Annotated in this window: 23 protein-coding genes; 6 read left to right on the top strand and 17 right to left on the bottom strand. The window is 56.9% G+C overall.

Features of this window, described 5'->3' with window-relative positions; genetic code table 11:
* Positions 1-175: 175 nt before the first annotated feature.
* Together glpQ and glpT are read right to left on the bottom strand one after the other, a co-directional pair.
* Positions 176-1,252, bottom strand: a complete 1,077-nt coding sequence (gene glpQ / locus JY391_RS07600) for a glycerophosphodiester phosphodiesterase (protein ID WP_042290610.1) — start codon at positions 1,250-1,252, stop codon at positions 176-178.
* A gap of 4 nt (positions 1,253-1,256) precedes the next feature.
* Positions 1,257-2,615 carry a glycerol-3-phosphate transporter gene (gene glpT, locus JY391_RS07595; protein ID WP_211935489.1) on the bottom strand — a complete coding sequence of 453 codons (1,359 nt, stop codon included), beginning with the start codon at positions 2,613-2,615 and terminating at the stop codon, positions 1,257-1,259.
* 272 nt (positions 2,616-2,887) lie between these two features.
* Between glpT and glpA the strand changes: the two genes are divergently transcribed.
* From glpA to JY391_RS07575, 4 genes are all read left to right on the top strand, one after another.
* The gene (glpA, locus tag JY391_RS07590; protein WP_211935488.1) at positions 2,888-4,516 is read left to right on the top strand and encodes an anaerobic glycerol-3-phosphate dehydrogenase subunit A; all 1,629 of its coding nucleotides are present in this window, start codon (positions 2,888-2,890) and stop codon (positions 4,514-4,516) included.
* On the top strand, positions 4,506-5,765 hold the full coding sequence (gene glpB, locus JY391_RS07585) for a glycerol-3-phosphate dehydrogenase subunit GlpB (RefSeq protein WP_211935487.1): 1,260 nt from the start codon (positions 4,506-4,508) through the stop codon (positions 5,763-5,765). Before glpA ends, glpB begins: the two co-directional genes overlap by 11 nt.
* On the top strand, positions 5,762-6,952 hold the full coding sequence (glpC, locus tag JY391_RS07580; RefSeq protein WP_211935486.1) for an anaerobic glycerol-3-phosphate dehydrogenase subunit GlpC: 1,191 nt from the start codon (positions 5,762-5,764) through the stop codon (positions 6,950-6,952). The genes glpB and glpC overlap by 4 nt, the downstream gene beginning before the upstream one ends.
* 217 nt (positions 6,953-7,169) lie before the next feature.
* Entirely contained in the window at positions 7,170-8,132 is a 963-nt protein-coding gene (locus JY391_RS07575) for an Rpn family recombination-promoting nuclease/putative transposase (RefSeq protein WP_211935485.1), read from the top strand.
* Between the two features lie 49 nt (positions 8,133-8,181).
* On the opposite strand, the gene yfaU is transcribed toward JY391_RS07575, so the two are convergent.
* From yfaU to JY391_RS07545, 6 genes are all read right to left on the bottom strand, one after another.
* Entirely contained in the window at positions 8,182-8,985 is an 804-nt protein-coding gene (gene yfaU, locus JY391_RS07570) for a 2-keto-3-deoxy-L-rhamnonate aldolase (RefSeq protein WP_205612446.1), read from the bottom strand.
* Positions 8,986-9,010: 25 nt separating this feature from the next.
* A complete protein-coding gene (locus JY391_RS07565) occupies positions 9,011-10,300 on the bottom strand; it encodes an MFS transporter (RefSeq protein WP_042290623.1) in 1,290 nt (429 codons plus the stop codon).
* A gap of 54 nt (positions 10,301-10,354) precedes the next feature.
* Positions 10,355-11,560 (bottom strand): L-rhamnonate dehydratase, encoded by a 1,206-nt coding sequence (gene rhmD / locus JY391_RS07560; RefSeq protein WP_060570160.1) that lies wholly within the window; start codon positions 11,558-11,560, stop codon positions 10,355-10,357.
* Positions 11,561-11,572: 12 nt separating this feature from the next.
* Complete coding sequence (locus tag JY391_RS07555) at positions 11,573-12,355, bottom strand: IclR family transcriptional regulator (protein WP_211935484.1); 783 nt, start codon at positions 12,353-12,355, stop codon at positions 11,573-11,575.
* Positions 12,356-12,652: 297 nt separating this feature from the next.
* Positions 12,653-13,849 carry a nicotinamide mononucleotide deamidase-related protein YfaY gene (locus tag JY391_RS07550; protein WP_211935483.1) on the bottom strand — a complete coding sequence of 399 codons (1,197 nt, stop codon included), beginning with the start codon at positions 13,847-13,849 and terminating at the stop codon, positions 12,653-12,655.
* Between the two features lie 93 nt (positions 13,850-13,942).
* Entirely contained in the window at positions 13,943-14,485 is a 543-nt protein-coding gene (locus JY391_RS07545; protein WP_042290635.1) for a YfaZ family protein, read from the bottom strand.
* 312 nt (positions 14,486-14,797) lie between these two features.
* On the opposite strand from JY391_RS07545, the gene nudI reads away from it, so the two are divergent.
* Positions 14,798-15,223: a nucleoside triphosphatase NudI gene (gene nudI, locus JY391_RS07540; protein WP_181822838.1), complete on the top strand. Its 426-nt coding sequence runs from the start codon at positions 14,798-14,800 to the stop codon at positions 15,221-15,223.
* A 55-nt stretch (positions 15,224-15,278) separates the two neighbouring features.
* Here nudI and JY391_RS07535 read toward each other — a convergent pair whose 3' ends face one another.
* From JY391_RS07535 to JY391_RS07495, 9 genes are all read right to left on the bottom strand, one after another.
* Positions 15,279-15,884, bottom strand: a complete 606-nt coding sequence (locus JY391_RS07535) for a histidine phosphatase family protein (RefSeq protein WP_211935482.1) — start codon at positions 15,882-15,884, stop codon at positions 15,279-15,281.
* Between the two features lie 260 nt (positions 15,885-16,144).
* Entirely contained in the window at positions 16,145-17,515 is a 1,371-nt protein-coding gene (menE, locus tag JY391_RS07530; protein ID WP_211935481.1) for an o-succinylbenzoate--CoA ligase, read from the bottom strand.
* The gene (gene menC / locus JY391_RS07525; RefSeq protein ID WP_211935480.1) at positions 17,512-18,474 is read right to left on the bottom strand and encodes an o-succinylbenzoate synthase; all 963 of its coding nucleotides are present in this window, start codon (positions 18,472-18,474) and stop codon (positions 17,512-17,514) included. The genes menE and menC overlap by 4 nt, the downstream gene beginning before the upstream one ends.
* The gene (gene menB, locus JY391_RS07520) at positions 18,474-19,331 is read right to left on the bottom strand and encodes a 1,4-dihydroxy-2-naphthoyl-CoA synthase (protein WP_042290647.1); all 858 of its coding nucleotides are present in this window, start codon (positions 19,329-19,331) and stop codon (positions 18,474-18,476) included. Before menB ends, menC begins: the two co-directional genes overlap by 1 nt.
* A gap of 14 nt (positions 19,332-19,345) precedes the next feature.
* The gene (menH, locus tag JY391_RS07515) at positions 19,346-20,104 is read right to left on the bottom strand and encodes a 2-succinyl-6-hydroxy-2,4-cyclohexadiene-1-carboxylate synthase (protein ID WP_211935479.1); all 759 of its coding nucleotides are present in this window, start codon (positions 20,102-20,104) and stop codon (positions 19,346-19,348) included.
* Positions 20,101-21,771: a 2-succinyl-5-enolpyruvyl-6-hydroxy-3-cyclohexene-1-carboxylic-acid synthase gene (gene menD / locus JY391_RS07510; RefSeq protein WP_211935478.1), complete on the bottom strand. Its 1,671-nt coding sequence runs from the start codon at positions 21,769-21,771 to the stop codon at positions 20,101-20,103. Before menD ends, menH begins: the two co-directional genes overlap by 4 nt.
* Positions 21,772-21,855: 84 nt before the next feature.
* A complete protein-coding gene (gene menF / locus JY391_RS07505) occupies positions 21,856-23,154 on the bottom strand; it encodes an isochorismate synthase MenF (RefSeq protein WP_060570115.1) in 1,299 nt (432 codons plus the stop codon).
* Positions 23,155-23,250: 96 nt separating this feature from the next.
* Positions 23,251-23,556: a stress response protein ElaB gene (gene elaB / locus JY391_RS07500; RefSeq protein ID WP_042290656.1), complete on the bottom strand. Its 306-nt coding sequence runs from the start codon at positions 23,554-23,556 to the stop codon at positions 23,251-23,253.
* 54 nt (positions 23,557-23,610) lie between these two features.
* Positions 23,611-24,072: a GNAT family N-acetyltransferase gene (locus JY391_RS07495; RefSeq protein ID WP_060570114.1), complete on the bottom strand. Its 462-nt coding sequence runs from the start codon at positions 24,070-24,072 to the stop codon at positions 23,611-23,613.
* Between the two features lie 65 nt (positions 24,073-24,137).
* Between JY391_RS07495 and rbn the strand changes: the two genes are divergently transcribed.
* Entirely contained in the window at positions 24,138-25,055 is a 918-nt protein-coding gene (rbn, locus tag JY391_RS07490) for a ribonuclease BN (RefSeq protein WP_211935477.1), read from the top strand.
* The last annotated feature ends 53 nt before the right edge of the window (positions 25,056-25,108 follow it).

The raw sequence follows: 25,108 nt of genomic DNA, 5'->3' as shown, positions 1-25,108 counted from the left end.
GGAAAACGATTTAGACAGGAAATATAGATCGCTTACATAAGAAATACTTGAGAAGGTGATGTTCGGTTGCGGACTTCACGCTCGGCTGCGCGGCCAGGAGGGTAAAAATAAAAACTGCACCCGGGTGCGCGAAAAACCGCTTTTGGGTGCAGTGGTAAGGTTGATACGGCGCGGTTTACTCTTTACGCAGGAACACTACCGCTTTATCGGGGAAATCAGTAAACAGCCCGTCAACACCCGCCTGGTTGTAAAGAATGTCATAAAGCTGGTCGACATTCGCGGCGTAGTCCGGCAGTTGATCCGCGCGTACCGTATAAGGATGAACCGTCATCTTATTCTGGTGCGCGTCTTTCACCATGTCGGTCAGGATGATGTTGTCTTTTTTCGACGTCTCATCAATCAGCATATGATAGTCAGGGCCAATGCCATCGGCGTATTCGGCAATCTGCTTCATCGCCCCGGGCTTGAACATCCAGTCATAGCTGTAGTTCACCCATTTTCCGTCCGGCTGTTTTTCCTGAGTCTCATTCCAGTCGGTATACGCAATGAGCTGCACCAGGTTGAGATCCATCCCCATCTTTGGCTCCAGCTCGTTTTTGATGCGCTTGAGTTCCGCGACGTCAAAACTTTGCAGATAAACCTTATCCTGCTTGTCGCTGTAGCCGTACTTTTTCAGCACGTCCAGCGTGGTTGCCGCAATGTCCTTTCCTTCCTGATGGTGGAACCACGGCGCTTTAATTTCCGGATAGATGCCGATGTTTTTGCCGGTAGAGTGATTCAGCCCCTGCACAAACTCGATCTCTTCTTCAAAAGTATGCACGCGGAAATCCGATTTTCCCATCGGGAAACGGCCCGGATAGGTTTGCACCTTCTTGCCGTTTTCCAGGTCGAACCCTTCGGTAAACTTCAGGGATTTGATCTCCTCAAGGGTGAAGTCGATAGCGTAATAGCGTCCGTCTTTCCGCGCGCGATCCGGGAAGCGCTCAGCGACGTCAGTGACGCGATCAAGATAGTGGTCATGGAGGACGACCAGCCGGTCATCCTTCGTCATCACCAGATCCTGCTCCAGGTAATCCGCTCCCTGGGCGTAGGCCATCGCTTTCGCAGGCAGCGTATGCTCCGGCAGATAGCCGCTTGCGCCGCGGTGCGCAATCACCACTTTATCGTTATCGCTGGCAGCCAGCGCGCTGCTTCCCAGCACCATCCCGCTCATCATCAGCGCCAGGCTCAGGTTCTTAAACGTCGTTTTCATTACATTAGCCTCCGTTGCGTTTCAGCATCATCTCCTGGTGATGGCGTTTCTCGCCGAACATGACGATAACCAGCAGGATCACCGCCAGAATGCTGCCGCCAATCATCACCATGAAGCCGCCGTCCCAGCCGAAGAAGTCAACGGTGTAACCCACTATCGCGCTCGCCGCCACAGAACCGCCGAGGTAGCCAAACAGACCGGTAAAGCCTGCCGCAGTCCCTGCCGCTTTTTTCGGCGCCAGTTCCAGCGCATGCAGACCAATCAACATAACCGGACCGTAAATCAGGAAGCCGATGACGATCATGCAAATCATGTCGACAGTCGGGTTGCCCGCCGGGTTCATCCAGTAGACGATGGTCGCAATGGTCACCAGGGTCATAAAGAATACGCCGGTGGCGCCACGGTTGCCGCGGAACACTTTATCCGACATCCAACCGCACAGCAGGGTGCCCGGAATGCCTGCATATTCATACAAGAAATAAGCCCAGGACGATTTATCCAGCGCAAAATGCTTCACTTCCTTGAGATAGGTCGGCGACCAGTCGAGGATGCCGTAGCGCAGCAGATAAACAAAGACGTTAGCGATAGCGATGTACCACAGCAGTTTGTTCGGCAATACGTACTGCATGAAAATCTGCTTCGCGGTCAGCTCTTCTTCCGCTTTTTCGTTGTAGTCGTCCGGATAATCGTTTTTGTACTCTTCGATCGGCGGCAGGCCGCAGGACTGCGGCGTGTCGCGCATCATGGCGAAAGCAAAGAGCGCAACGATGATTGCGCCAAACGCAGGCATATACAGCGCGGCTTTCCAGTCGTTAAACCATGCCATACCAAGCAGGAACAGCAGTGGAGGGATCCCGCCGCCGACGTTATGCGCGCAGTTCCATACCGACACGATACCGCCGCGCTCTTTCTGCGACCACCAGTGCACCATAGTACGACCACACGGCGGCCACCCCATCCCCTGGAACCAGCCACACAGGAACAACAGGACAAACATAATGGCAATGCTCGATGTCGCCCACGGCACAAAGCCCATGAACAGCATAACCGCCGCCGCGAGAATCAGACCGGCGGGAAGGAAAACGCGCGGATTCGAGCGGTCGGACACCGACCCCATGATGAATTTCGAAAATCCGTAAGCGATGGAAATCCCTGACAGCGCAAAACCGAGATCGCCGCGCGAAAACCCTTGCTCCACCAGATACGGCATGGCCAGCGCGAAGTTCTTGCACACCAGGTAATACGCGGCATAGCCAAAGAATATCCCCAGGAAAATCTGCCAACGGAGCCGACGATAGGTCGGATCAATCTCCGCTTGCGGCAAGCGCGCTTTATGCGCGGCTGGTTTAAAAATACTCAACATAATGTAGCCTCCGTGGCCCGTCTCTTTATAAGTGGTCAACACCGCAGTTCGTACAAACAACCCCGCTGCTTCCAGTGTGGCCGCGATGTTAAGTAAAGATACATGCGGTTAATGTGAATTACAGCACATATTGTTACAGTTTTATGACAAATGTTCAGAAAGGCGCACGAAATCACGTTTCATTTTCGAATCATGAGCGAATATGCGCGAAATCAAACAAACCATGCGTTTTATGTGGCTAAATGATAAAAAACGAACTGTGAGGGAAAACAATGAAAACTCGCGACTCGCAAACTGCTGACGTGATTATCATTGGTGGAGGCGCCACGGGGGCCGGTATTGCCCGTGACTGCGCGCTACGCGGCCTGCGCGTTATGTTAGTTGAACGCCACGACATCGCCACCGGCGCGACCGGGCGCAACCACGGTCTGCTGCACAGCGGCGCGCGCTATGCGGTCACTGACGCAGAGTCCGCCCGCGAGTGCATCAGCGAAAACCAGATTTTAAAACGTATCGCCCGTCACTGCGTTGAACCGACGGACGGTCTGTTTATTACCCTGCCCGAAGACGACCTCGCATTCCAGGCCACGTTTATTCGCGCCTGCGAAGAGGCCGGGATCCGCGCAGAGGCGATCGATCCGCAGCAGGCGCGCATAATTGAACCCTCAGTCAATCCACAGCTGACTGGCGCGGTAAAAGTCCCTGACGGCACGATCGATCCGTTCCGCCTCACGGCGGCGAATATGCTTGATGCGAAGGAGCATGGCGCAGTGATTCTGACCGCTCATGAAGTGACCGGCCTGATCCGCGAAGGGGCAACGGTCAGCGGCGTGCATGTACGCAATGCGCTGACTGGCGAAACGCAAACGCTGCATGCGCCAGTGGTGGTCAATGCCGCCGGGATCTGGGGGCAACGAATCGCGGAATACGCCGACCTGAGCATCCGCATGTTCCCGGCGAAAGGATCGCTGCTGATTCTGGATCACCGTATTAATCAGCATGTGATAAACCGCTGCCGTAAGCCGTCCGATGCCGATATTCTGGTGCCGGGCGACACCATTTCACTCATTGGCACCACCTCAACCCACATTGATTACAACGATATCGACAGCAACCGCGTCACCGCCGAGGAAGTGGATATTCTGCTGCGTGAAGGGGAAAAACTGTCGCCCGTGATGGCGAAGACCCGTATCCTGCGCGCATACTCCGGAGTAAGGCCGCTGGTCACCAGCGACGACGATCCGAGCGGACGCAACGTCAGCCGCGGTATTGTGCTGTTCGACCATGCGGAACGCGATGGTCTGGACGGATTTATCACCATTACCGGCGGCAAATTGATGACCTACCGCCTGATGGCGGAGTGGGCCACCGATGCGGTCTGTCGCAAACTGGGTAATACTCGCCCCTGTATGACCGCCGACACGCCGCTGCCTGGTTCGCACGAACCGACAGAAACCACCCTTAAGCGCGTGATCTCCCTGCCCGCGCCGCTGCGCGGCTCCGCCGTTTATCGCCACGGCGATCGCACGCCGGCGTGGTTAAGCCAGGGACGTCAGCATCGCAGCGTGGTTTGCGAATGTGAAGCCGTCACCGCTGGCGAAGTCCAGTACGCGGTGGAAAATTTAAACGTGAACAGCCTGCTTGACCTGCGCCGCCGTACCCGCGTAGGCATGGGCACCTGCCAGGGTGAACTGTGCGCCTGCCGTGCCGCCGGATTGTTGCAACGTTTTAATATCACCACCGCCACACAATCCATCAGCCAACTCTCTGATTTCTTAAATGAACGCTGGAAAGGCGTGCAGCCTATCGCCTGGGGCGACGCGCTGCGCGAAAGCGAATTCACCCGCTGGGTATACCAGGGCTTATGTGGTCTGGAAAAGGAGCCGCGCGATGAGATTTGATACAGTCATTATGGGCGGCGGTCTGGCCGGACTCCTCTGCGGTTTGCAGTTGCAAAAACATGGCCAGCGCTGTGCGATCGTCACCCGCGGGCAAAGCGCGCTGCACTTCTCCTCCGGTTCGCTGGATCTGCTCAGCGCATTACCGGATGGACAACCGGTAACGGATATCGCTGCCGGTCTGGACGCACTGCAAAAACAGGCGCCTGCCCACCCTTATTCACAACTGGGAACAGAACATGTGCTACAGCTTGCACAGCAAGCACAGGCAGTGCTGCAAACATCCGGCGCACAGATGCAGGGCGACGTAAGGCAATCGCATCAGCGCGTCACCCCGCTGGGCACGCTGCGGACGACCTGGCTTAGCGCGCCGGAAATTCCGGTCTGGCCGCTTACCGCAAAACACTTGTGCGTGGTCGGTATCACCGGTCTGCTCGATTTTCAGGCGCATCTTGCCGCCGCCTCTCTGCAGCAGGCCGGTTTGACGGTCGACACGGCGGAGATCGACCTGCCCGAACTGGACGTGCTACGCGACAACGCCACGGAGTTTCGCGCGGTGAACATTGCGCGTTTTCTTGACAACGAAGACAAATGGCCGCTGCTGTTCGACGCGCTGTTACCCGTGGCGAAAAGCTGCGAGATGGTGATGATGCCCGCCTGCTTTGGCCTCGCGGATGAGCGCCTCTGGCGCTGGCTCAACGCGCGCCTGCCGTGTCCGCTGACGCTGCTGCCGACCCTGCCGCCGTCTGTGCTGGGCATTCGTCTGCATAATCAGCTTCAGCGCCAGTTCGTACGTCAGGGCGGGATCTGGATGCCAGGCGATGAAGTGAAGAAAGTGACCTGCAAAAACGGCGCGGTGAGCGAAATCTGGACCCGCAATCATGCTGATATTCCACTCCGTCCGCGCTTCGCGGTACTGGCCAGCGGCAGCTTCTTCAGCAGTGGGCTGGTGGCTGACCGTCAGGGCATTCGCGAACCGATTCTTGGACTGGATGTTCAGCAAACGGCCAACCGTGCCGGGTGGTACCGACAAGATTTCTTTGACGCCCAACCCTGGCAGCAGTTTGGCGTCACCACCGACGCAGCGTTACGTCCATCGCTGGCCGGGCAAACGGTAGAAAACCTGTTTGCCATTGGTTCGGTGCTCGGCGGATTCGACCCGATAACCCAGGGATGCGGCGGCGGCGTCTGCGCCGTCACCGCCTTACACGCCGCCCATGAGATCGCAAAACGTGCAGGAGGTGAGCAATGAGCGATACCCGTTTTGAAAGTTGCATCAAGTGCACAGTGTGCACCACCGCCTGTCCGGTCAGCCGCGTCAATCCCGGTTATCCCGGCCCCAAACAGGCCGGACCCGACGGCGAGCGTCTGCGTCTGAAAGACGGTGCGCTATACGATGAGGCGCTGAAATATTGCATTAACTGCAAGCGCTGCGAAGTGGCGTGTCCGTCTGATGTGAAGATTGGCGATATCATTCAGCGCGCGCGGGCAAAATATGACACTTCGCGCCCGTCGCTACGCAATTTCATCCTCAGCCATACGGATCTGATGGGAAGCGTCTCCACGCCGTTCGCCCCGGTAGTGAATACCGCAACATCGCTAAAACCGGTGCGCCAGTTGCTTGATTACGCGCTAAAAATCGACCATCGTCGCACCCTGCCCAAATACTCGTTTGGCACCTTCCGTCGCTGGTATCGCAGCGTGGCGCAGCAGCAGGCGCAATATAAGGATCAGGTCGCCTTCTTTCATGGTTGTTTTGTCAATTACAACCATCCGCAACTCGGAAAGGACTTAATTAAGGTGCTGAACGCCATGGGCACCGGCGTCCAGTTGTTGAGCAAAGAGAAGTGTTGCGGGGTACCGCTTATCGCCAACGGTTTCACCGACAAAGCGCGTAAGCAGGCGGTGACGAACGTCGAATCGCTGCGCGAAGCGATTGCGGTAAAAGGCATCCCCGTTATCGCCACCTCCTCCACCTGTACCTTCGCCCTGCGCGACGAGTATCCGGAAGTGCTGGATGTCGACAACCGCGGTCTGCGAGAGCACATCGAACTGGCGACCCGCTGGCTGTGGCTCAGGCTTGATGAAGGCAAAACGTTGCCGTTGAAAACGCTGCCGCTGAAAGTGGTTTATCACACGCCGTGCCACATGGAAAAAATGGGCTGGACGCTGTATACCCTTGAACTGCTGCGCCGGATACCGGGTCTGGAGCTAACGGTGCTGGACTCTCAGTGCTGCGGAATCGCCGGAACCTATGGCTTTAAGAAAGAGAACTTCCCCACCTCGCAATCCATTGGCGCGCCGCTGTTTAAACAGATTGAAGAGAGCGGCGCAGATATCGTGGTTACCGACTGCGAAACCTGTAAATGGCAAATTGAGATGTCCACCAGCAAGCGTTGCGAACATCCGATAACGCTGTTAGCGCAGGCGCTCGGCTAACGCACTTACCTGACGGCGCAAAACACAGAGCCTGAACATCACATCCATGCCGGATTGCATCCGGCATTTTTGCGTGATTCTTTCCATAAAACTGTATGCGTTGCAACCGCAAGCAACTTTCCCTCGTCCCGCCGCGCAAAGCCTGTATTCAACTAATGCAACCCGCGCCATCAGCCTGTAACGTCACGACAACACAATGTTAAGGTGACGGACTACCATGACGCATTCAACCACATCCACTCCGCACGATGCGGTGTTTAAAAAGCTGATTTCCAGTCCTGCAGTGGCACGGGACTTTCTCACTATCCACCTTCCCGCGCCATTGCGCGAAATGTGCGATTTAACAACGCTCAGGCTGGAAGCCACCACGTTTATCGAACAGGATCTCCGCGCATATTATTCTGACGTCGTGTGGTCGCTGAAAACAAAAGAAGGCGAAGGCTATATCTATTGCGTCATTGAACATCAGAGCACTGCCGTGCCACATATGGCCTTTCGGCTCATGCGCTATGCCACCGCCGCCATGCAACATCATCTGGATGCCGGGCATAAAACGCTGCCGCTGGTGATCCCGATGCTGTTTTACCACGGCGTGCAAAGTCCGTATCCCTGGTCGCTAAACTGGCTGGACGAATTTGATAATCCGCAGCTGGCACGGCAGCTCTATACGGAGGCCTTTCCGCTGGTGGACATAACGGTGGTGCCTGACGATGAAATCATGCAACACCAGCGCGTTGCTCTGCTTGAGCTTATGCAAAAGCATATCCGGGATCGCGATCTGATGGGTCTGGTTGACCGGCTGGTGACGCTGTTAGTTACCGGTATTGCTAATGACAGCCAGCTGCAAACGCTGTTTAATTATCTGGTGCAGTACGGCGATGCGACGCGCTTTAGCGAGTTTATCCGCGAGGTCGCCGAACGTTCCCCCCATCATAAGGAGAGACTGATGACAATTGCAGAACGACTGCGGCAGGAAGGCCACCGTCATGGATTGCAGGAGGGGCTGCAAAAAGGCCTTCAGCAAGGGCTTGAACAAGGATTACACGAAGGTAAGCAAACAGGCACCAGAGAAGAGGCGCTGCGCATTGCGCGTATGATGATCGAGAAAGGGATCGAACGTGATTTGGTGCTGACCATTACCGGTATCTCTGTTGATGAGGTCATAGCCAGCCACCACTGATGCCATAAGCAGGCCGGATAAGCGAAGCGTCGCCATCCGGCACGTTTACTCAGTAGCTACTTTTTACCGGGGTCGCTGAACCGACAGCTTTAAACATCGCCAGTCGGCGATCCAGCGCCTCGGTATAAAGCATGGTATCGACGCCCACGGCGACGAAGTTAGCCCCCCACTGCAGGCATTTTTTCGCTATGGCCGGGTCAACCGCGAGGAACCCTGCCGCTTTACCGGCGGCGCGTATGCGAGCAATGCTTTCCTGAATGATGCGCTGCACGTCCGGGTGTCCGGCGTTATCCGGATAACCCAGCGACGCAGAGAGATCCGCCGGGCCAATAAACACGCCGTCAATGCCGTCCACGTCGAGAATAGCGTCGAGATTGTCGAGCGCCGTTTTGCTTTCGACCTGTACCAGCAGGCACAGCGATTCGTTGGCCTGCGCCATGTAGTTGTCGATACGTCCCCAGCGTGCCGCCCGCGCGACGCTGGCCCCGACGCCGCGCTCGCCAAGCGGTGGGTAACGGGTGGCGGCAACCACCTGACGCGCCTGTTCGGCGGTATCGACCATCGGGATTAGCAGCGTTTGCGCACCGATATCCAGCACCTGTTTAATCAGCGCTTTGCTTCCCTCAACCGGCCGGATCACCGGCTGGCTGGCATACGGCGCGATAGCCTGTAATTGATGATACAGATCCTGCACCGTATTCGGTGCGTGTTCACCGTCGATCAGCAGCCAGTCATAACCGGAGGTCGCGGCAATTTCCGCCATATAAGACGTGGTCGAACTCAGCCACAGCCCAATTTGCACTTCCCCTTTTTGTAAACCTTCCTTAAAAGGGTTTGCTAACAATGCGTTCATAATGATCCTTACAACGTGGATAAAATTATTGATGCGCAGCACCCGGTTGCGACGCGGCACGGTTCACGCTCAGAGTGAAGATGATTAACGCGCCAATGATGGCGACCCCGGCCAGAGTCAGCAGACCCGCCGCGTCGCTGGCGAACATCGTTTCCGCCTTCACGCGCAGGATCGGCGCGATAAATCCCCCTACCGCGCCAAACAGGTTAACAAAGCCGATCCCCGCCGCCAGCGCCGTCCCCGAAAGCAGCTGCGTCGGCATGGTCCAGAACACCGGTTGTACCGCAATAAAGCCCACCGCCGCGACGCAAAGCGCCAGTATCGCCAGCACCGGAGAAACCAGCCCGGAAAGCCCAATACCAATGCCAGCCGCTAACAGCGTCAGCGCGGCGACGTTTCGGCGATCGCCGGTGCGGTCGGAATAGCGCGGGATGAGCCAGGTGCCAAACAGCGCGGCGACCCACGGAATGGCGGTGACCACCGACGCGGTGAACCCCACTTTGGTCCCCAACAACGCCGCCACCTGCGTCGGCAGAAAGAAGATCAGCCCGTACACCGCCACCTGGATCGTCAGGTAAATGATCGCCAGTTGCCAGACGCGTCCGTTACGCAGGGCATCGGTGAGTTTTGACGTGACCTTCTTCTCTTCTTCGCTCGCCAGTTGGCTTATCAGCGCGGCCTTTTCTTCTGCGCTCAGGAAACGTGCCTGTTGCGGCGTGTCGTCCAGCCAGAAAAACGTGAACACGCCTGCGCCAACCGCCAGTAAACCTTCGATAACGAACATCCAGAACCATCCCGGATGCCCCATGAAGCCGTGCATTTCCAGCAGCGCGCCGGAAAGCGGCGACCCCAGCGTCAGCGCCAGCGGCGCGCCCATATAGAACAGCCCCATAATGCTTGCGCGGGTGCGCTGCGGGAACCACTGCGAGGTCAGATAGATCATGCCGGGGAAGAAACCGGCTTCCGCCGCCCCCAGCAGGGTACGAATAATCAGGAATTTCGCCTCTGTATCCGCCCACGCCATCGCCGCGGAGAGAAAGCCCCACAGCAGCGTGGTGGTGCCGATCCAGGTTCTCGCCCCCAGTTTGCGCATCAGCAGGTTAGCAGGCACCCCGAGAAAGGCGTAGACCACGAAGAAAATCCCCGCCCCCAGCGCATAGGCTTCATTGCTTAGCCCGGTATCAATTTGATAGGTCTCTTTGGCGAAGCCAATATTCGAACGATCCAGAAACGCCAGTACGTACAGCGTGAGCATGAACGGGATCAAACGCGCGCGGTTTTTCTTTACGACGCGGTCAAGCAAAGTGGTACTCATAGCAAGATCCTCAACAGAGAGGGCGTTGCCGGATGAACGGCAACGCACAGGTCATTAGTGGCTATAAGGGCGTTTCAGGTTGCAGTCGCGGTTAAGCTCGACGCCAAATCCAGGCTTATCCAGTACAGATTTATGAATGCGTCCGTTCACCGGCACCGGCTCATCGAGCAGGATCGGGTCAAACTGCGGGCGCATCGTTGAACAGTCCGGGCTGGTCATCAGGAATTCGCTGAATGGCGTATTCGTGAAGGTAATGACCGCGTGATGCGAATAGACCGAGGAACCGTGTGGCACCACCAGCTGTCCGCGCGCTTTGGCGATAGCGGCGATCTCGACCAGCGTGGTCAGGCCGCCGCACCAGCCCACATCCGGTTGCATAATGTCGATGCCGGTTTCCGACAAGGTGCGGAAAGACTGGAGGGTGCCGTGATGCTCACCGCTGGTGACCATCATCCCCGCCGGCGCATTGCGCTTCAGTTCGCGGTAGCCTTCGTACTGCTGCGGCGGCAGACACTCTTCAATCCATTTCAGATTGTAAGGCGCACAGGCGTGGGCCAGTTTGGTGGCATAGTTCACGTCCTGGCTCATCCAGCAGTCGAGCATCAGCCAGAAATCCGGCCCGCACTTCTCGCGCATATCGGCGACCATTGCCGCATCTTTACGGATCCCCGCATCGCCGTCATGCGGCCCCCAGTGGGTCGGCATTTTCCCGCCGATAAAGCCCATCCCTTTCGCCAGATCCGGACGGGCGCCAGTGGCATAGAACTGAATTTCGTCCCGCACTGCGCCGCCAAGCAGTTTGTAAACCGGCAGGCCAACGACTTTACCGAACAGATCCCACAACGCCAGATCGACGCAGGAAATCGTGTTCATGACCAGACCGCCGGAACCGGAATAGTACATGGTCGCGCCAAGCATTTGATCGTGTATCAGTTTGATGTCGCTGACACATTTCCCTTCGATAAACCGATTGAGATGCTTTTCAACGATAAAACAGCCCATCTCGCCCGCCGTGGAGACGGCAAAGCCCGTCTGGCCGTTATCGGCTTCGACTTCCACAATCAGCGTGCCCAGTACGTTGATCCCGAAAGACTGACGCGACTGTTCGTACTCGCGATATTTACTCATCGGCGTGGCGATGTGATCGTCAATCCAGTGATTGGCCCCCTGATCGTGATAGTCACCGCCGCCAGCGCCTTTTTCAGCCGTAGCGCCGCCGGTAAACCAGGCGCGAACATGTTTAATTTTAGGTAGGGTCATGATGTTCTCCATTTATGATGCGAGTGAATCGAAGGGACTTTTCCATCCCAGAAGGCGTGAAATATCCTTCGCGCAGGCAATCGCCTTCCCGGCCAGATAATCACGGTTCTCATCGTTGATTTGTAATCGGGTGCCGACCACCGAAATGGCGGCGGCGGGTTCATTGTTGGCATTAAAAACTGGCGCGGCGACACAACGCACGTCCGGGTAATCTTCACCGTTGTCAAAGCTCCATCCGCGCTGGCGGATGCGCTCCAGTTCGTCGCTAAGCTGTTGCGGGTCGGTAATGGTCGTCGGCGTCGCCTTTTCCCATACCAGTTGCGCAATGATGGCTTTGCGCACCGGCGCCGGTTGCCAGGCCAGCAGACATTTGCCGATACCGGAACGATAAAGCGAAAGGCTTTTACCTTCGTGGGAGCGAACGCTGATGGTGGAGGAAGATTCCACTTTCAGGATGTAGTAAGCACTCTCGTGATCGATGATCCCCAAATGGCAGAGCATGCCGGTTTCATCCATCAACTGTGTCAGGCGCGGGCGTGCCAGTTCACGCAGATCCATTTTGCTAAGCGCATGCCCGGAAAGCTCCACCAGTTTGGTCCACAGGCAAAAATTCTCGTGATGGTCGACGCTGATAAACCGCTGGCGCTTCAGTTCGTTGAGCAGCAGATACGCGGTGCTCTTGGGAATGCCCAGCGTCTCAATGATCGTCGCCGCGCTGCACGGGCCAATCCTCGCGATCAGATTAAGGATGTCGATGGCGCGGGTAAGCGCCGGCACTTTACTTGATTCCAACATACTGGACTCCAGTCTGAGATACTGGAATCAGTGTGATCGGTACGCAGGGGGAAATTTGTGAAGCACATCAAATCGCGCCTCACTTCCAGCAGAATGGAAAAAAATGAGGAAAAATGTGAATAAACGCACGGATTTTTTCGGCGGGAGTACAGCAGGTTGGACAAGCATGACGGCTTATTGCCGGATGGCGACTGACGCCACGGTGGGCATCTTAAAAAGCGCTATCGCCCAGGCCCGGTATGCCGTAACGCAACCGGGCAGTGTGCCGGAAACTTTTTTACAAGCGAGTCAGCGCGATCACAGCGTAAACGACTCGACCACCTCAATCCAGCCGTGCTCTGTCGCGATCTCCTGATGGTTAAGCCAGCGGCGCAGCATATTCAGCGCCATCATCGCGCAGACTTCCTGACGCACCTGCAGGCTATGCCGTGTGACGCTAAAATGAACCCGTAGCGCCCAGGTGCCGTCTGGCGTGGCCAGGGCAAAATTAAGATGTTCGTTTTCCAGGCCGGATACCGCCAGCGCCAGACCGGCATAATGGTTACCGCGACGCTCGTTCGTCCAGTGCGCGGTTTGCGCCAGCGTTTCTTCCTGAGAAGGCACCACTTCACTGGCCAGAAGCGGCGCGCCCGCCCTTGAAAGCTGCAACGCCACCAGCCCTGCGGTGTACTGCTCGCTGAGCGTCAGGCTAAGCTGCTTTTTCTGCAGTTCCCGGGCAATTTGCGCAGGCAGGCCTTCCGTGCCTTCAAAGATCAGGCTTTGTCCGGCAACGCGCTTCACCTCCTGCCACAGGGTTTGCATCGCTTCACGCTGGGCGTATGGGCCAGTGAGCTTCAGCTCGATGATCGGCATTGACGAACGGTACCCCAGCGTCACACCTTCCGGCAGCGTCAGCGAGTCAAGGCTTTGGGCAAGATCGCTTTCCGAACGTCCGAAGGTCGTCAGACGCAGACACAGCGGTGCTTCGCTCAGCGCGAAGCGTTCACGCAGGCGCGGCAGGATCTCGTGCTCAATCATCACCTTAAATTCAGACGGCACGCCCGGCGTGAAAAACATCAGGCAGCGATTCAACTGAACCGCAAAGCCACAGGCGGTCCCGACCGGATTGTTGATAAACTCGGCGCTGGCCGGCAGCTCCGCCTGTTTGCGGTTGCTGGGCGCCATCACCCGACCGCGCTCGCGGAAAAAACGCGCCATTTCAGCAAGCCACGGTTCATGTAACACCAACCCCTCCCCCTTTGCCGTCGCCGCCGCCAGGGCGCTCAGATCATCGCTGGTGGGGCCCAGCCCGCCATTGACGATCAGAACATCTGCGTGCTGGCTGCGCTCGCGCAAAACGGCGACCAGGTCGTCAAGATTGTCGCCCACCGTGTTGCGACGCGTTAAGGGTAATCCCTGATTAAAGAAAAAATCGGCCAGCCAGGCGGCGTTAGTGTCGACAATTTGCCCATGCAACACTTCATCCCCGGTGGATAGCATCTCCACGTGTAACATCGTGTTCTCCTGCTTTTATGATGCAAACACTATAACGCATGAAGAAGGAGGAGGAGAAAAAAACAGGCGCGGCAGGACGCCGCGCCGAAGCGATTAGAAGCTGGCGTTAACCCCAACATACGGACCGTCAGCAATTGCGTTGTCGCGGTTGCCGTCTTTGCCCGCCAGATTCAGATAGCGATAGCCCGCTTCAATGCTCAGCGGACGCAGAAGGGTCCAGCGTGCGCCAGCGTTAGCTTCTTCGTAGCTGTCAATACCGCTGGACAGCGAGTCCGGTGAGTAATAGTACTCGCCAAACAGACGGAAGCTGTCGCCAATCGGCCACTGCAGCCCGCCGCCGACCGCCGCCGCGTAACCTTCTTCACCATCCTTGGGATTGGTATAAATGCCTTTGCCGCCGACCGTTGCCAGCATGGGTCCAAGAGGAATATTTAACCCCAAACCCAGACCTGCGGCGTCGCCGTCGTCATCGTTGTGCATCCAGTTACCGCTCAGCGCCAGGCCGCTGGACTCCGTACCAAATCCAACACCGAGATTGGTGTAATCTTCCCCCGCCTGACCGCTGATACTCATCGCATTCACGGTCGCAGACACGAACAGCATTCCAGCCAGTCCAACTATTACGCTTTTTTTCATTTTTACCCTTTCCAGCAAGCAATTGCGCAAAACGTCCCAAAACCGCCGGATTGTACTGTCATTAACGCAGGAATCAAGGTGTTAAAAAATAGTTAGTTCAGGGTTTTGTAACTAAATAAGATCGGTCTGGTAAGGGGAAACGGTAACGAAATCCGTATAGCCAATAGGGGCTTGCCCAGGATCAATTTTTTATTGATCAATCTTCCTTACATTAATTCCCGGTTTTGTCTGGAAAAGAGACGTTTTTTACTCGTGTTGTCAGGCGATATGCTTTTCGCTGGCACATTTACCTCTGCTTTAAGGAACATTATCGTGCGTCAAAGGACTATTGTTTGCCCCTTAATACAGAATAATGGCAGTTACCTGTTGTGCCAGATGGCCGACGATCGCGGTGTTTTTCCGGGTCAATGGGCCTTATCAGGCGGTGGCGTGGAGCCGGGGGAGCTAATTGAAGACGCCCTGCGTCGTGAGATCCGCGAAGAGCTCGGAGATGAATTGATACTGAGTGATATTAAACCCTGGACGTTCAGCGATGATATCCGTACTAAAACCTATCCGGACGGTAGTCAGGAAGAGATCTACATGATTTACCTGATCTTTGACTGCATTGCCGCTAACCGTGAAGTGCATATTAACGAAGAGTTTCAGGCCTTCGCCTGGGTCAAACCGGAAGATTTACCGAAATATGATCTGAATATCGCCACGCGAAAAACGTTGGGGCTGAAAGGATTACTTTAACAGAACATGACAGCCTTTATGGCTGTCATTGAGACGCTGATGAGATAAGCTTTTATTATTGAATCATCAGTTGACCATCTAAATAAAGCTTACCGTGATCGGCATGCATCACTAAAGCGTCCAAATATCCCGGATCGTATTTAACGCCGCGCATATTTTCCGCCAGCCACGTCAGACAATGATTATGCGTAAAAATAACCGTATTTTTACCCTGTGACTGTTTGGCGAGGCGTAGAATAGCCCGTTGCGTTCCGCCTCCACATGTACGCATCGCGTTATCTACGGTGAGTTTCTTACCGCCGGAAAACCACGTCGCCGACTGAATAGTGCGTACGGCAGGACTGGCAAATAATGAATAATCGTTAATTTGTGCGGCGAACGTCTCTCCACGCGCCCTGGCCTGATGCGCGCCGTATGCGGTAATACCGGTTTTATCTGACAGACAGGGATGTTCGGAACGATCGCAGCGCTCAGCATGGCGAAACAGAACGATGACGGGGTGCTGCTTTGCCAGCAAGGCGAGCGTCGGGGTATTGATGCGCGGCAAACCGTTACTGCTCCACGCCACCTTGCCGCTAACACCAATCAGAACAACCAGACTGACGATCAAAATAGCGGCATATTTTCGGGAATGAGAAAAATACTGGAAATAAGCTGACACGTCACTTTCCACGCAATAAAAATAAATAAAATACGGTCTACCTTTCGGTATACCAGTCGAAAATTCGTGTCGTGAAAATGCCTTAAAATCTGAATAAAAGCAAAGGTTATTCAGGCGAATAATCCCTTTTTCGTCTTTATTTTATTTCTTAAGGTTAAATTAATATTCACCTGCTAATATTGCATTACCCGCTATTTAATAATTATTTCCCGAAGAGTTTAATGACGTTTTTCGGGGAGATTGCTCCCCCCGCGTATTCATTATCGATCCGCGTAAATCTGTCGCACCCAGTCGGTCAACGCCCGGCGTGAAATTTTGATGCCGCCGTTTTTAAGCGTATCCGGCAAGATCAACCACCCCACCGGCTGCTGGAAACGCGCCAGCTTGTCTTTCACCCATTCGCGAAGGTCCGGAACCGCTTCGCTGGCGTCATATTCCACGACCGCAACGGGACGTTGGCCGAACTCGGCATCCGCCACGGGAACAATAAAGACCTGTTGCACCTGCGGATGGGCGGCAATCACCCGCTCAACCTCTTCCGGTTGGATCCCTTCGCCACCGCTAAAAAAGAGATTATCCAGCCGCCCGAGAAGGGTCAATTTATTATTAGACAGCACACCGCGATCGCGTGTAGCAAACCATCCTTCGTCGTTAACCAGCGGCGCCAGTCTGCCGTTTCGCCAGTAACCTGCCGCCATGCTCGCCGCACGCAGCCACACTTCGTCATTAACAACGTTGACTTCGCGTCCCGGTAACGGCTCCCCGACGTCCGCCTGCCCATCGGCCTCTTTGGCGCATACCGTCGAGGCAAATTCTGTCAGTCCGTAGCCGCACCAACAGCGAATGCCCTGCGCGCGCGCCTGCTCCGTTAACGCAACCGGGATCGCCGCGCCGCCGAGCAGCACCGCCTTCAGCGAAACGGGCGTCTGGTTCATCAGCAACCGCCACAGTTGCGTTGGCACCAGCGACGCATGGGTGCATCCGGCCAGCATCTGCTCCAGCGGCTGTTTTTCCCGTACGGTCATCCGCGCGCCGGCAAACAGCCAGCGCCATAAGATGCCCTGACCGGAGACGTGAAACAGCGGCAGGGAAAGCAGCCAGTCGTCGTCTTTGCCGAAGGGTATTAGCGAGAGGACGCCTTCGGCGCTGGCGAGATGCGCCTGGCAGGTATGCACGGCGGCCTTAGGCAAACCGGTAGAGCCGGACGTCAGCGTCATTGAACTCAGACGCTGTGGTTGCCAGGCCACGCCATGATCGCCCGCCTCTTCCCGCATCGTCAGCGTCGTCAAAAAAGCAAAGGGATTGTCGCCTTCGCGATCCAGCACAAACTGTAACGTCAGATCCGGCAGCAGCGTGGACAGAAGCGACTGCGGAAGCTGCGGGTTGATCGGCAGAACACGCGCGCCGCACTGCAATAGCGCCAGCCACGCCAACAGCGTCTGAGGATGGTTCCAGGCGCGCAGCATTACCCCACTGCCTTCCACCACGCCCTGCGCGGCAAAACCGCTCGCCAGCGCGTTAATGCGCTGGCAGAGCGCTTGCCAGGTGAGTACCTCATCATTCAGGCGCAGAGCGGGCGCATCCCCTCTTACCTGCCGCCAGTGACGCCACGGCCAGTCAGAAAAGCTCATTGCACCCGTTCCAGCGCATCAAGTTCTGTACACGGTAGCGTACTGCCCGGCCAGCGGCGAAGCTGCTGCGTCTGCATCAGGTTCAGGGTGTCGAGACCGGGAATGGTCTGCGGCGTCAGCCACGCGGCAATACGCGCCAACTGCGTTAAACCCAGGCTCGATTCAATGGACGAACTGATCACCGCCGTCAGCCCCAGCGCATGTGCGGACTCAACCTGTTGACGAACCTTGTCCAGCGAGCCGGTCAGCGTCGGCTTGATCACTACCGCGCGGACGCCCTCTTCCGCCTCGAAGGCGAAGTCGGCATCGCGCAGGCTTTCATCCCAGGCGATGGCAATACCGGTCTCACGGGCAAATGCCCGGGAATCGTCGCGGGTTTTACACGGTTCTTCCAGGAAAGCGATGCGATGGCGATAGTCCGGGTTGACGTACTTCGCAAATTGTTGCGCTTTCAGCGGTGTCCAGGCACGGTTGGCATCCAGACGCAGATGCAGCTCCGGTATCGCCTCCAGCAGCAGGTTAACCACCATGCCGTCGCGTACCGCTTCGTACAGGCCGACTTTAATCTTCGCCACTTTTTCGCCAGGCATGTCGGCCAGTTGCAGCACCAGATCGTCCGGATCGCCGGTACACAGCGGCGCGGCGCGATAGTCCGCCGCCGTGGGCAGCATTCCCGTCAGTTCCGCCTGCGCGCAGCTGACGCCAAACGCCACCGACGGCATATCCGGCAGTAACTCGCCGCCCAGCAGCCAGTCGTTAACCCAGGCCAGCAGGGCCACCTGCGCATCTTCAACGGTTTCGAGGCTAAAGCCTGGCAGCGGGGAGATCTCTCCCCACCCTTCCTGTTCGCCGTCACGCAGACAGACATACAGCCCGTCGCGGGTTTTTAACCGCCTGTCACGCAGAACCACCCCCGCGTCCATGGGGATCTGCCAGCGGTATACCTGCGCGCTACGCATTACGGATTCCGTTTGAATTTGCTGAAATCAGGCTGACGTTTCTGGTTGAAGGCGTTACGGCCTTCCTGACCTTCTTCCGTCATATAGAACAGCATGGTGGCATTTCCCGCCAGTTCCTGCAGGCCCGCCTGCCCGTCACAGTCGGCGTTCAGCGCGGCTTTCAGGCAGCGCAGCGCCATCGGGCTGTTTTGCAGCATTTCGCGACACCAACGCACGGTCTCTTTTTCCAGATCCGCCAGCGGAACTACGGTGTTAACCAGCCCCATATCCAGCGCCTGCTGCGCATCATACTGACGGCACAGGAACCAGATTTCACGCGCTTTCTTTTGTCCAACGATCCGCGCCATGTAAGATGCGCCCCAGCCGCCGTCAAACGAACCGACTTTCGGGCCGGTCTGGCCGAAAATTGCATTTTCCGCTGCGATGGTCAGATCGCACATCATATGCAGCACGTGGCCGCCGCCGATGGAATAACCGGCCACCATCGCCACTACCGGCTTCGGACAGGTGCGGATCTGGCGCTGGAAATCCAGCACGTTCAGGTGATGTACGCCGGAGTCGTCCTGGTAACCGCCGTAGTCGCCGCGCACTTTCTGGTCGCCACCCGCGCAAAAGGCTTTGTCACCTTCGCCAGTGAGGATAATCACCCCCACGTTGTCGTCATAACGGGCATCCGCCAGCGCCTGGATCATCTCTTTAACGGTCAAAGGACGGAAAGCGTTGCGCACCTGTGGACGGTTAATGGTGATTTTTGCAATACCGTCGCTGGACTTCTCATAGCGAATATCGGTGTAGCCTTCAGAGCAGTCGTGCCATTCAACCGGTGCGTAAAGCATTGTTTCATCAGGATAGATCATAGTGTGTCCTTTAGTCAGAGACGCAGAATCTGCGCCAGACATGCCACCACGCCAGCGGGATTTTCCCGGTGCGCGTTGTGTCCGGCGTTACGAATCACATGGCTTTCCGCCGCTAATTCCGCCGCAAGCGCGCGAAATTTGCTGTCACGTTCACCACATAAATAATAAAACGGAAATGTCCGCGCGGTGAGCGCCGCGCGTAAATCGGGCTGCGCCGCAAGCGAGGTGGCTTCGAGCATCGCCGCCAGCGTGCCGCCGTTATTGTCGCTTCGCAGGGCAACCAGTTCGGCCCTTTGCCCGGCATTTAACGAGGCAAAAACGGGTTGTTGATACCAGTCGCTGAAAACGTCTCGCAGCGCTTCCTGGCGAAAACGCTGCGCCCAGTGAGCATCGGAACGACGGCGCGCGACGCGCGCCGCCTCACTTTGTAGCCCCGGGTGACCGCCTTCAACCACCAGGCCACACAGCCCGGTCATCCCCTGACAGGCTGCCGTCATCGCCACTCTGCCGCCGAGCGAGTAACCCACCAGCCAGTAGTCCAGTATGTTGTAACTAATTAAAGTACTGCGCAGTAATTCGATCACCTGCGCAAATCCGCTTACGCGAATCTCAGCGGAACCGCCGTGGCCGGGCAGATCGACATACAGACGGGAAAACGCCGTCAACTGCTCGCCGACCGCCTGCCATTCCCGGCAGTCGCCGGAAAAACCGTGCAGAAAAACCAGCCAGGGCGCGCCGGGCTGAGCGGGTTTCGCCTGCGCGTGCAGGTTCATAGATGGCTTACCTGCGCCAGCAGTTGCTGCAACGTCCGGGTGCCGTCGGTATCGTTAACCACCAGTTCAATCACCGTCGTCGCGGGTGTTCGCCACGCGCCGGCTATCGCCGCGTCCAGTTCATCCCAGGTTTCCGGACGATAATATTTCAGCTCGAACATCGCGGCAGCGTGTTCAAAATGGACATTTTGCGGCATCAGATAAAATCGCTCGCGTTCGCTCTGCGGCGTCGGCAGCAGTGAGAAAATCTGTCCGCCGTTATTGTTGACGACAATCAGTACGAACGGCGCGGATACCTGGCGCAGCAGCGCCAGCGCGTTAAGATCGTAGAGCGCCGAAAGATCGCCGACAATCGCCAGCGTTGATTTGGCGCTGGCGCGCTGTACGCCCGCGGCGGTTGACAATAAGCCGTCAATGCCGCTCGCCCCACGGTTGCTGTATACCGGATATCCCGCGGGTAACTGTGAAAACGCATCGATCAGGCGCACCACCAGGCTGTTACCGACGAACAATTGCCCCTGTTCGGGCAAATAGTCGCGGATGCGATGCGCCAGTTGCGCTTCGCCAAACGCGTCACGACGCGCCGCCACCGCCTGCCAGGCCTGCTCAGCCAGACGCGGGATCGCCACGCACCAGGGCTTGCGTTTTTCCGCCGGATGCAATGCCAGCCAGTCGCCAATTTTCGCCACCAGACGGCGACCGCGATGATGGGCCGGATCCAGCCGCCCTTCGATATTATCGACAATCCAGTATTCGTCCGGCGTGCAGGTTGCCTGCCACTGTAGCAACCGTTTCCCGGTCAGGCTGCTGCCCAACTGTACGACGATCTGCGCCTGTTCCAGTTCGGTGACCGCCTTCGCGTTCCCGAGCCACAGATCGGCACAGGGCAGCGGTTGTCCGGTTTGCGACAGCACATCCCCAATCAGCGGCCAGCCCAGCGTTTGCGCCCACTCGGCAACCTTTTTACCCTCTTCCGCGCTCATGCGCCCGGCAACGACCACCCCTCGCTTCTGGCGCCAGAAAAACCAGTCGCGCTGCTTTTCACTTTCCAGCCGACGCGCTTCGCGCAGCCAGGGCTTGTCATCCTGCCACCAGTCGCCGAGGCGCTGCTGCCAGGCCAGTCCCGTGTCGTCCATATCGCCATACAACGGTTCGGCAAAGGGACAGTTGATGTGCACGGCGCCAGCATGCAGCGACGCCAGCGCGTTATCGATGGTCGAAACCAGCCAGCTTGCCGGAATATCCTGCGTCGGACGCGGCAGCGAGATCGTTTGCGACGGATGGGACGCAAACATCCCTGCCTGGCGAATGGCCTGATTCGCACCGCAGTCGATCAGTTCAGGGGGGCGATCGGCCGTCAGCAGAATCAGCTTTTCACCGGTCAGCCCCGCTTCAATCAGCGCCGGATAGAGGTTAGCCACCGCCGTACCGGACGTGACGATTACCGCCACCGGCTGTTTGCTCGCCTTTGCCAGTCCCAGCGCCAGATGACCAAGTCCACGCTCATCGAAATGCGTGTGGTGAATAAATGCCGCGTTTTCCGCCGCCGCCAGCGTGAGGGGCGTGGAACGCGAGCCAGGGGCAATGCAGACATGCCTGACACCGTGGCGAGTTAATGCTTCCAGAATGACCGCCGCCCAGCGTCGGTTAAATGCGCTTACTGACATGAGTTTGTCCGGTATCAATATTGCGACTCAGTATAAAGAATGGAAAAAATGGATTATTGATATGAATCGGAATTAAGTGACTCATTATCCGTCCATCTGTAACAAAGTTCGCAGACCTGCGGCTTTATTGTTGATTTCCTGCCATTCCTGTTCGGGATCGGAACCGCGAACAATGCCCGCTCCGGCATACAGTCTGACCACGTTGTCGGTGATTTTCGCTGAGCGCAGCGACACGCAAAACTCGCTTTGCTGTAACGACAGATAACCCGCCGACCCGGCGTACCATTCGCGTTCGAACGGTTCATGTTGATGAATGAACATCCGCGCGCGATCCCGGGGGATCCCCGCCACCGCCGCCGTCGGCTGGAGTTGCAGTAAGCACAGCGTATCGTCAGGCTGATTCAGCGCCGTCCAGATGCAGCGGCGCAAATGCTGGACCTTTCGCAGCCTCAGCACTTTTGGCGGCAGCACGTCCAGCGAGTGGGTATGTTGTTGTAATCGCTGGCAGATATCTTCGACCACCAGCATGTTTTCGCGCTGATTTTTATCGTCCTTCATTAACCACTCGCCCAGTTGCCAGGCTTTGTAGTCATCAGGATCGTTAGCGACTGTACCCGCCAGCGCCTCGGTCCGGAGCGCGGTATCCCGCCGCCGCCAGAGTCGCTCCGGGGATGAGCCAAGAAAAGCGCTGTTCGCGCAAAAGGCCATGTAGAAATGATAGCAGTTCAGATTCAGACGACGGCTTGCCGCCATCATCGCGGCCGCATTCACCGGACGAGAAAATTGCAGATCGCTGGCGCGCGCCAGCACCACTTTTTCCAGTTGGTCTTCGGCAATCGTGCGCGTTGCCTGCTGAATCAGCGTCACCCAGCCTGCTTTTTCCGGCCAGTGCTGCTCGCCAACCAGGGTGAGCCGCAGCGCCGCCAGCGGTTTGACGCTCGCCAGTGAAGCGAGAAACGACAGCGCCCGGTCGGCATCCTCACGCAGCGATCTGTCGCTCCAGACATGCAACCGCAGCACCGCCACGCCCGCACAGCGCCGCCATTCCAGACGGGGCAAAAAGAGTTCGCCCGTTTTCGGGTCGAAGGCGTTCAATCCCCAGACTCGCAGGTCGCTTTGCTGTGGGTGGTCGCGAAGAAAACGCTGCGCGGCATCAAGCGAGGAAAAGCGGGAGACCGAACCGAGCACGGCGGCTTCTTCATCGCCGTTGCGCTGCTGCCAGTAAAATTGTGGGTAAACAGGCTGGCTCGCAAGCCAGCTTAACGCGTCGAAAGCGTCATTGAGGGGGAAAGGGACATCGAAAACCCGCATGCCCGGCGCGGCGGGTAATTCCTGCGATAAAAGGCGCGTCAGGCTTTCCAGCGCAGTAGTGAGTGAATTCACGCGGACCTCTCCCTGTTAAAAACCTCACATTATACGGGGTACTACAGAAAAAATGCAGTACCCCAGTTTAGGGAGTCGATGCGTTTCCGGTGAGGGTTAACGCCGTGCGAGCAGCAAGCCCAATACCATACCTACCGCTGCGCCCACGCCGATCCCCTGCCACGGTTTTTCATGCACATAGTCATCAGCGCGATATACCGCCTGTTTTGCGCGATAGTAATAGCTGTCGGACGCATGGCTGACGCGATTTTTTACATCTTCCAGCGCTTGTTCTGCGCGCGCTTTGAGTTCGATATACTTTTGATCGGCAGGGTCACCCGAAGAGCGCAGCACCTCTTCCAGCGTCTCGCTCAGCAACGTCAGGTCGTCATCAATACGCGAATCACCAAACTGATAAGACATTCTCGTTCTCCATTTTAGTAAAACCTGTTCCTAACTATAGACAACGACGCGGATTTACGCCTGAATTGCCTCACGGGCCATACCGATATGGGCAATGCCGTCTTCATCATAGACATCGGTCACGGGCGTAAAACCGAATCGCGCGTAGAAGTTTTGCAGATGCGCCTGCGCGCCGAGATACAGCGCTTTTTGCGGCCAGTGCTGCTGGCAGGCGGCGAGCGTCCGGGACATCAGATGTTGGCCAAGCTTTTCGCCACGCAGGGCTTCGCTGACGATAACCCGGCCAATGACCACCGGCTCCAGCGCGTTGTCACTTTTCAGAATCCTCGCATACGCCACCAGCTCATCGTTATGCCAGCCGAGGATGTGGCGGTTTTCACCCACCAGATCGTCGCCGTCAATATCCAGATAAGGGCAGTGCTGTTCGACGACAAACACCGCGCAGCGCAGTTTAAGTAGCGCGTACAACGCGGGAACCGTTAATTGTGAATGATGCAGATCTTGCCAGGTAATCATCGCGCCCTCCTTTTGCTCAAACGTTTTATACTAGCCAGAATAAGTTGAAAAAGTGTAATGAAATAATGGAATTTATCTTTTTAGGTACCTCGGCGGGCGTCCCTACCCGCGCGCGCAACGTCACGGCGATATTGTTGCATCTGCACCATCCCACTCAGCCCGCGCTGTGGCTGTTTGACTGCGGGGAAGGCACGCAGCAGCAGATGCTGGAGACGGCGTTTCATCCCGGCAAGATTGAACGCATTTTTATCAGCCACCTGCATGGCGATCATCTGTTTGGTTTACCGGGTCTGTTGTGTAGCCGCTCGATGGCAGGCAATCCGCATCCGCTGACCCTTTATGGACCCAAAGGGCTTCGTGAGTTCACCGAAACCAGCCTGCGCCTGAGCGGTTCGTGGACCGACTATCCGCTGGATATCATCGAGATTACCGCCGGTGAAATCCTTGACGACGGCTTGCGAAAGGTGACCGCCTACCCGCTTGAACACCCGCTGGAATGCTACGGCTACCGCGTTGAAGAACACGACAAACCGGGTGCGCTTGACGCCAACGCGCTGAAAGCCGCGGGGGTTACGCCGGGTCCCTGGTTTCAGGACTTGAAAGCCGGAAAGACAATTACCCTTGATGATGGCCGCACCATCAACGGCGCGGACTACCTTGCTCCGGCAACCCCGGGCAAAGCGGTGGCCATTTTTGGCGACACGGCGCCCTGCGTCGGCGCCCTTGCGCTGGCGAAAGGGGTTGACGTGATGATTCACGAAACCACCCTGGATGCCTCGATGGAAGAGAAGGCCAACAGCCGGGGTCACAGCTCCACCCGTCAGGCGGCGATGCTGGCGAAAGAGGCAGGAGTCGGCAAGCTCATCATGACGCATATCAGTTCACGCTACGATGAAACCGGCTGCCAGCGCCTTCTGGCGGAGTGTCGGGCCATTTTTCCGCACACGGAACTGGCTGGGGATTTCGCCGTTTTCACGGTTTAACGCTCCACTTTTTGTCCCCGGTGCCGATAACAGTAAAAAGGCAGTATTCACAC

The sequence above is a fragment of the Citrobacter sedlakii genome (assembly GCF_018128425.1).
GTDB classification, from domain to species: domain Bacteria; phylum Pseudomonadota; class Gammaproteobacteria; order Enterobacterales; family Enterobacteriaceae; genus Citrobacter_A; species Citrobacter_A sedlakii.
Note: the sequence above shows the minus strand (reverse complement) of the source record. Positions and strands in the feature narration are given on the sequence as shown.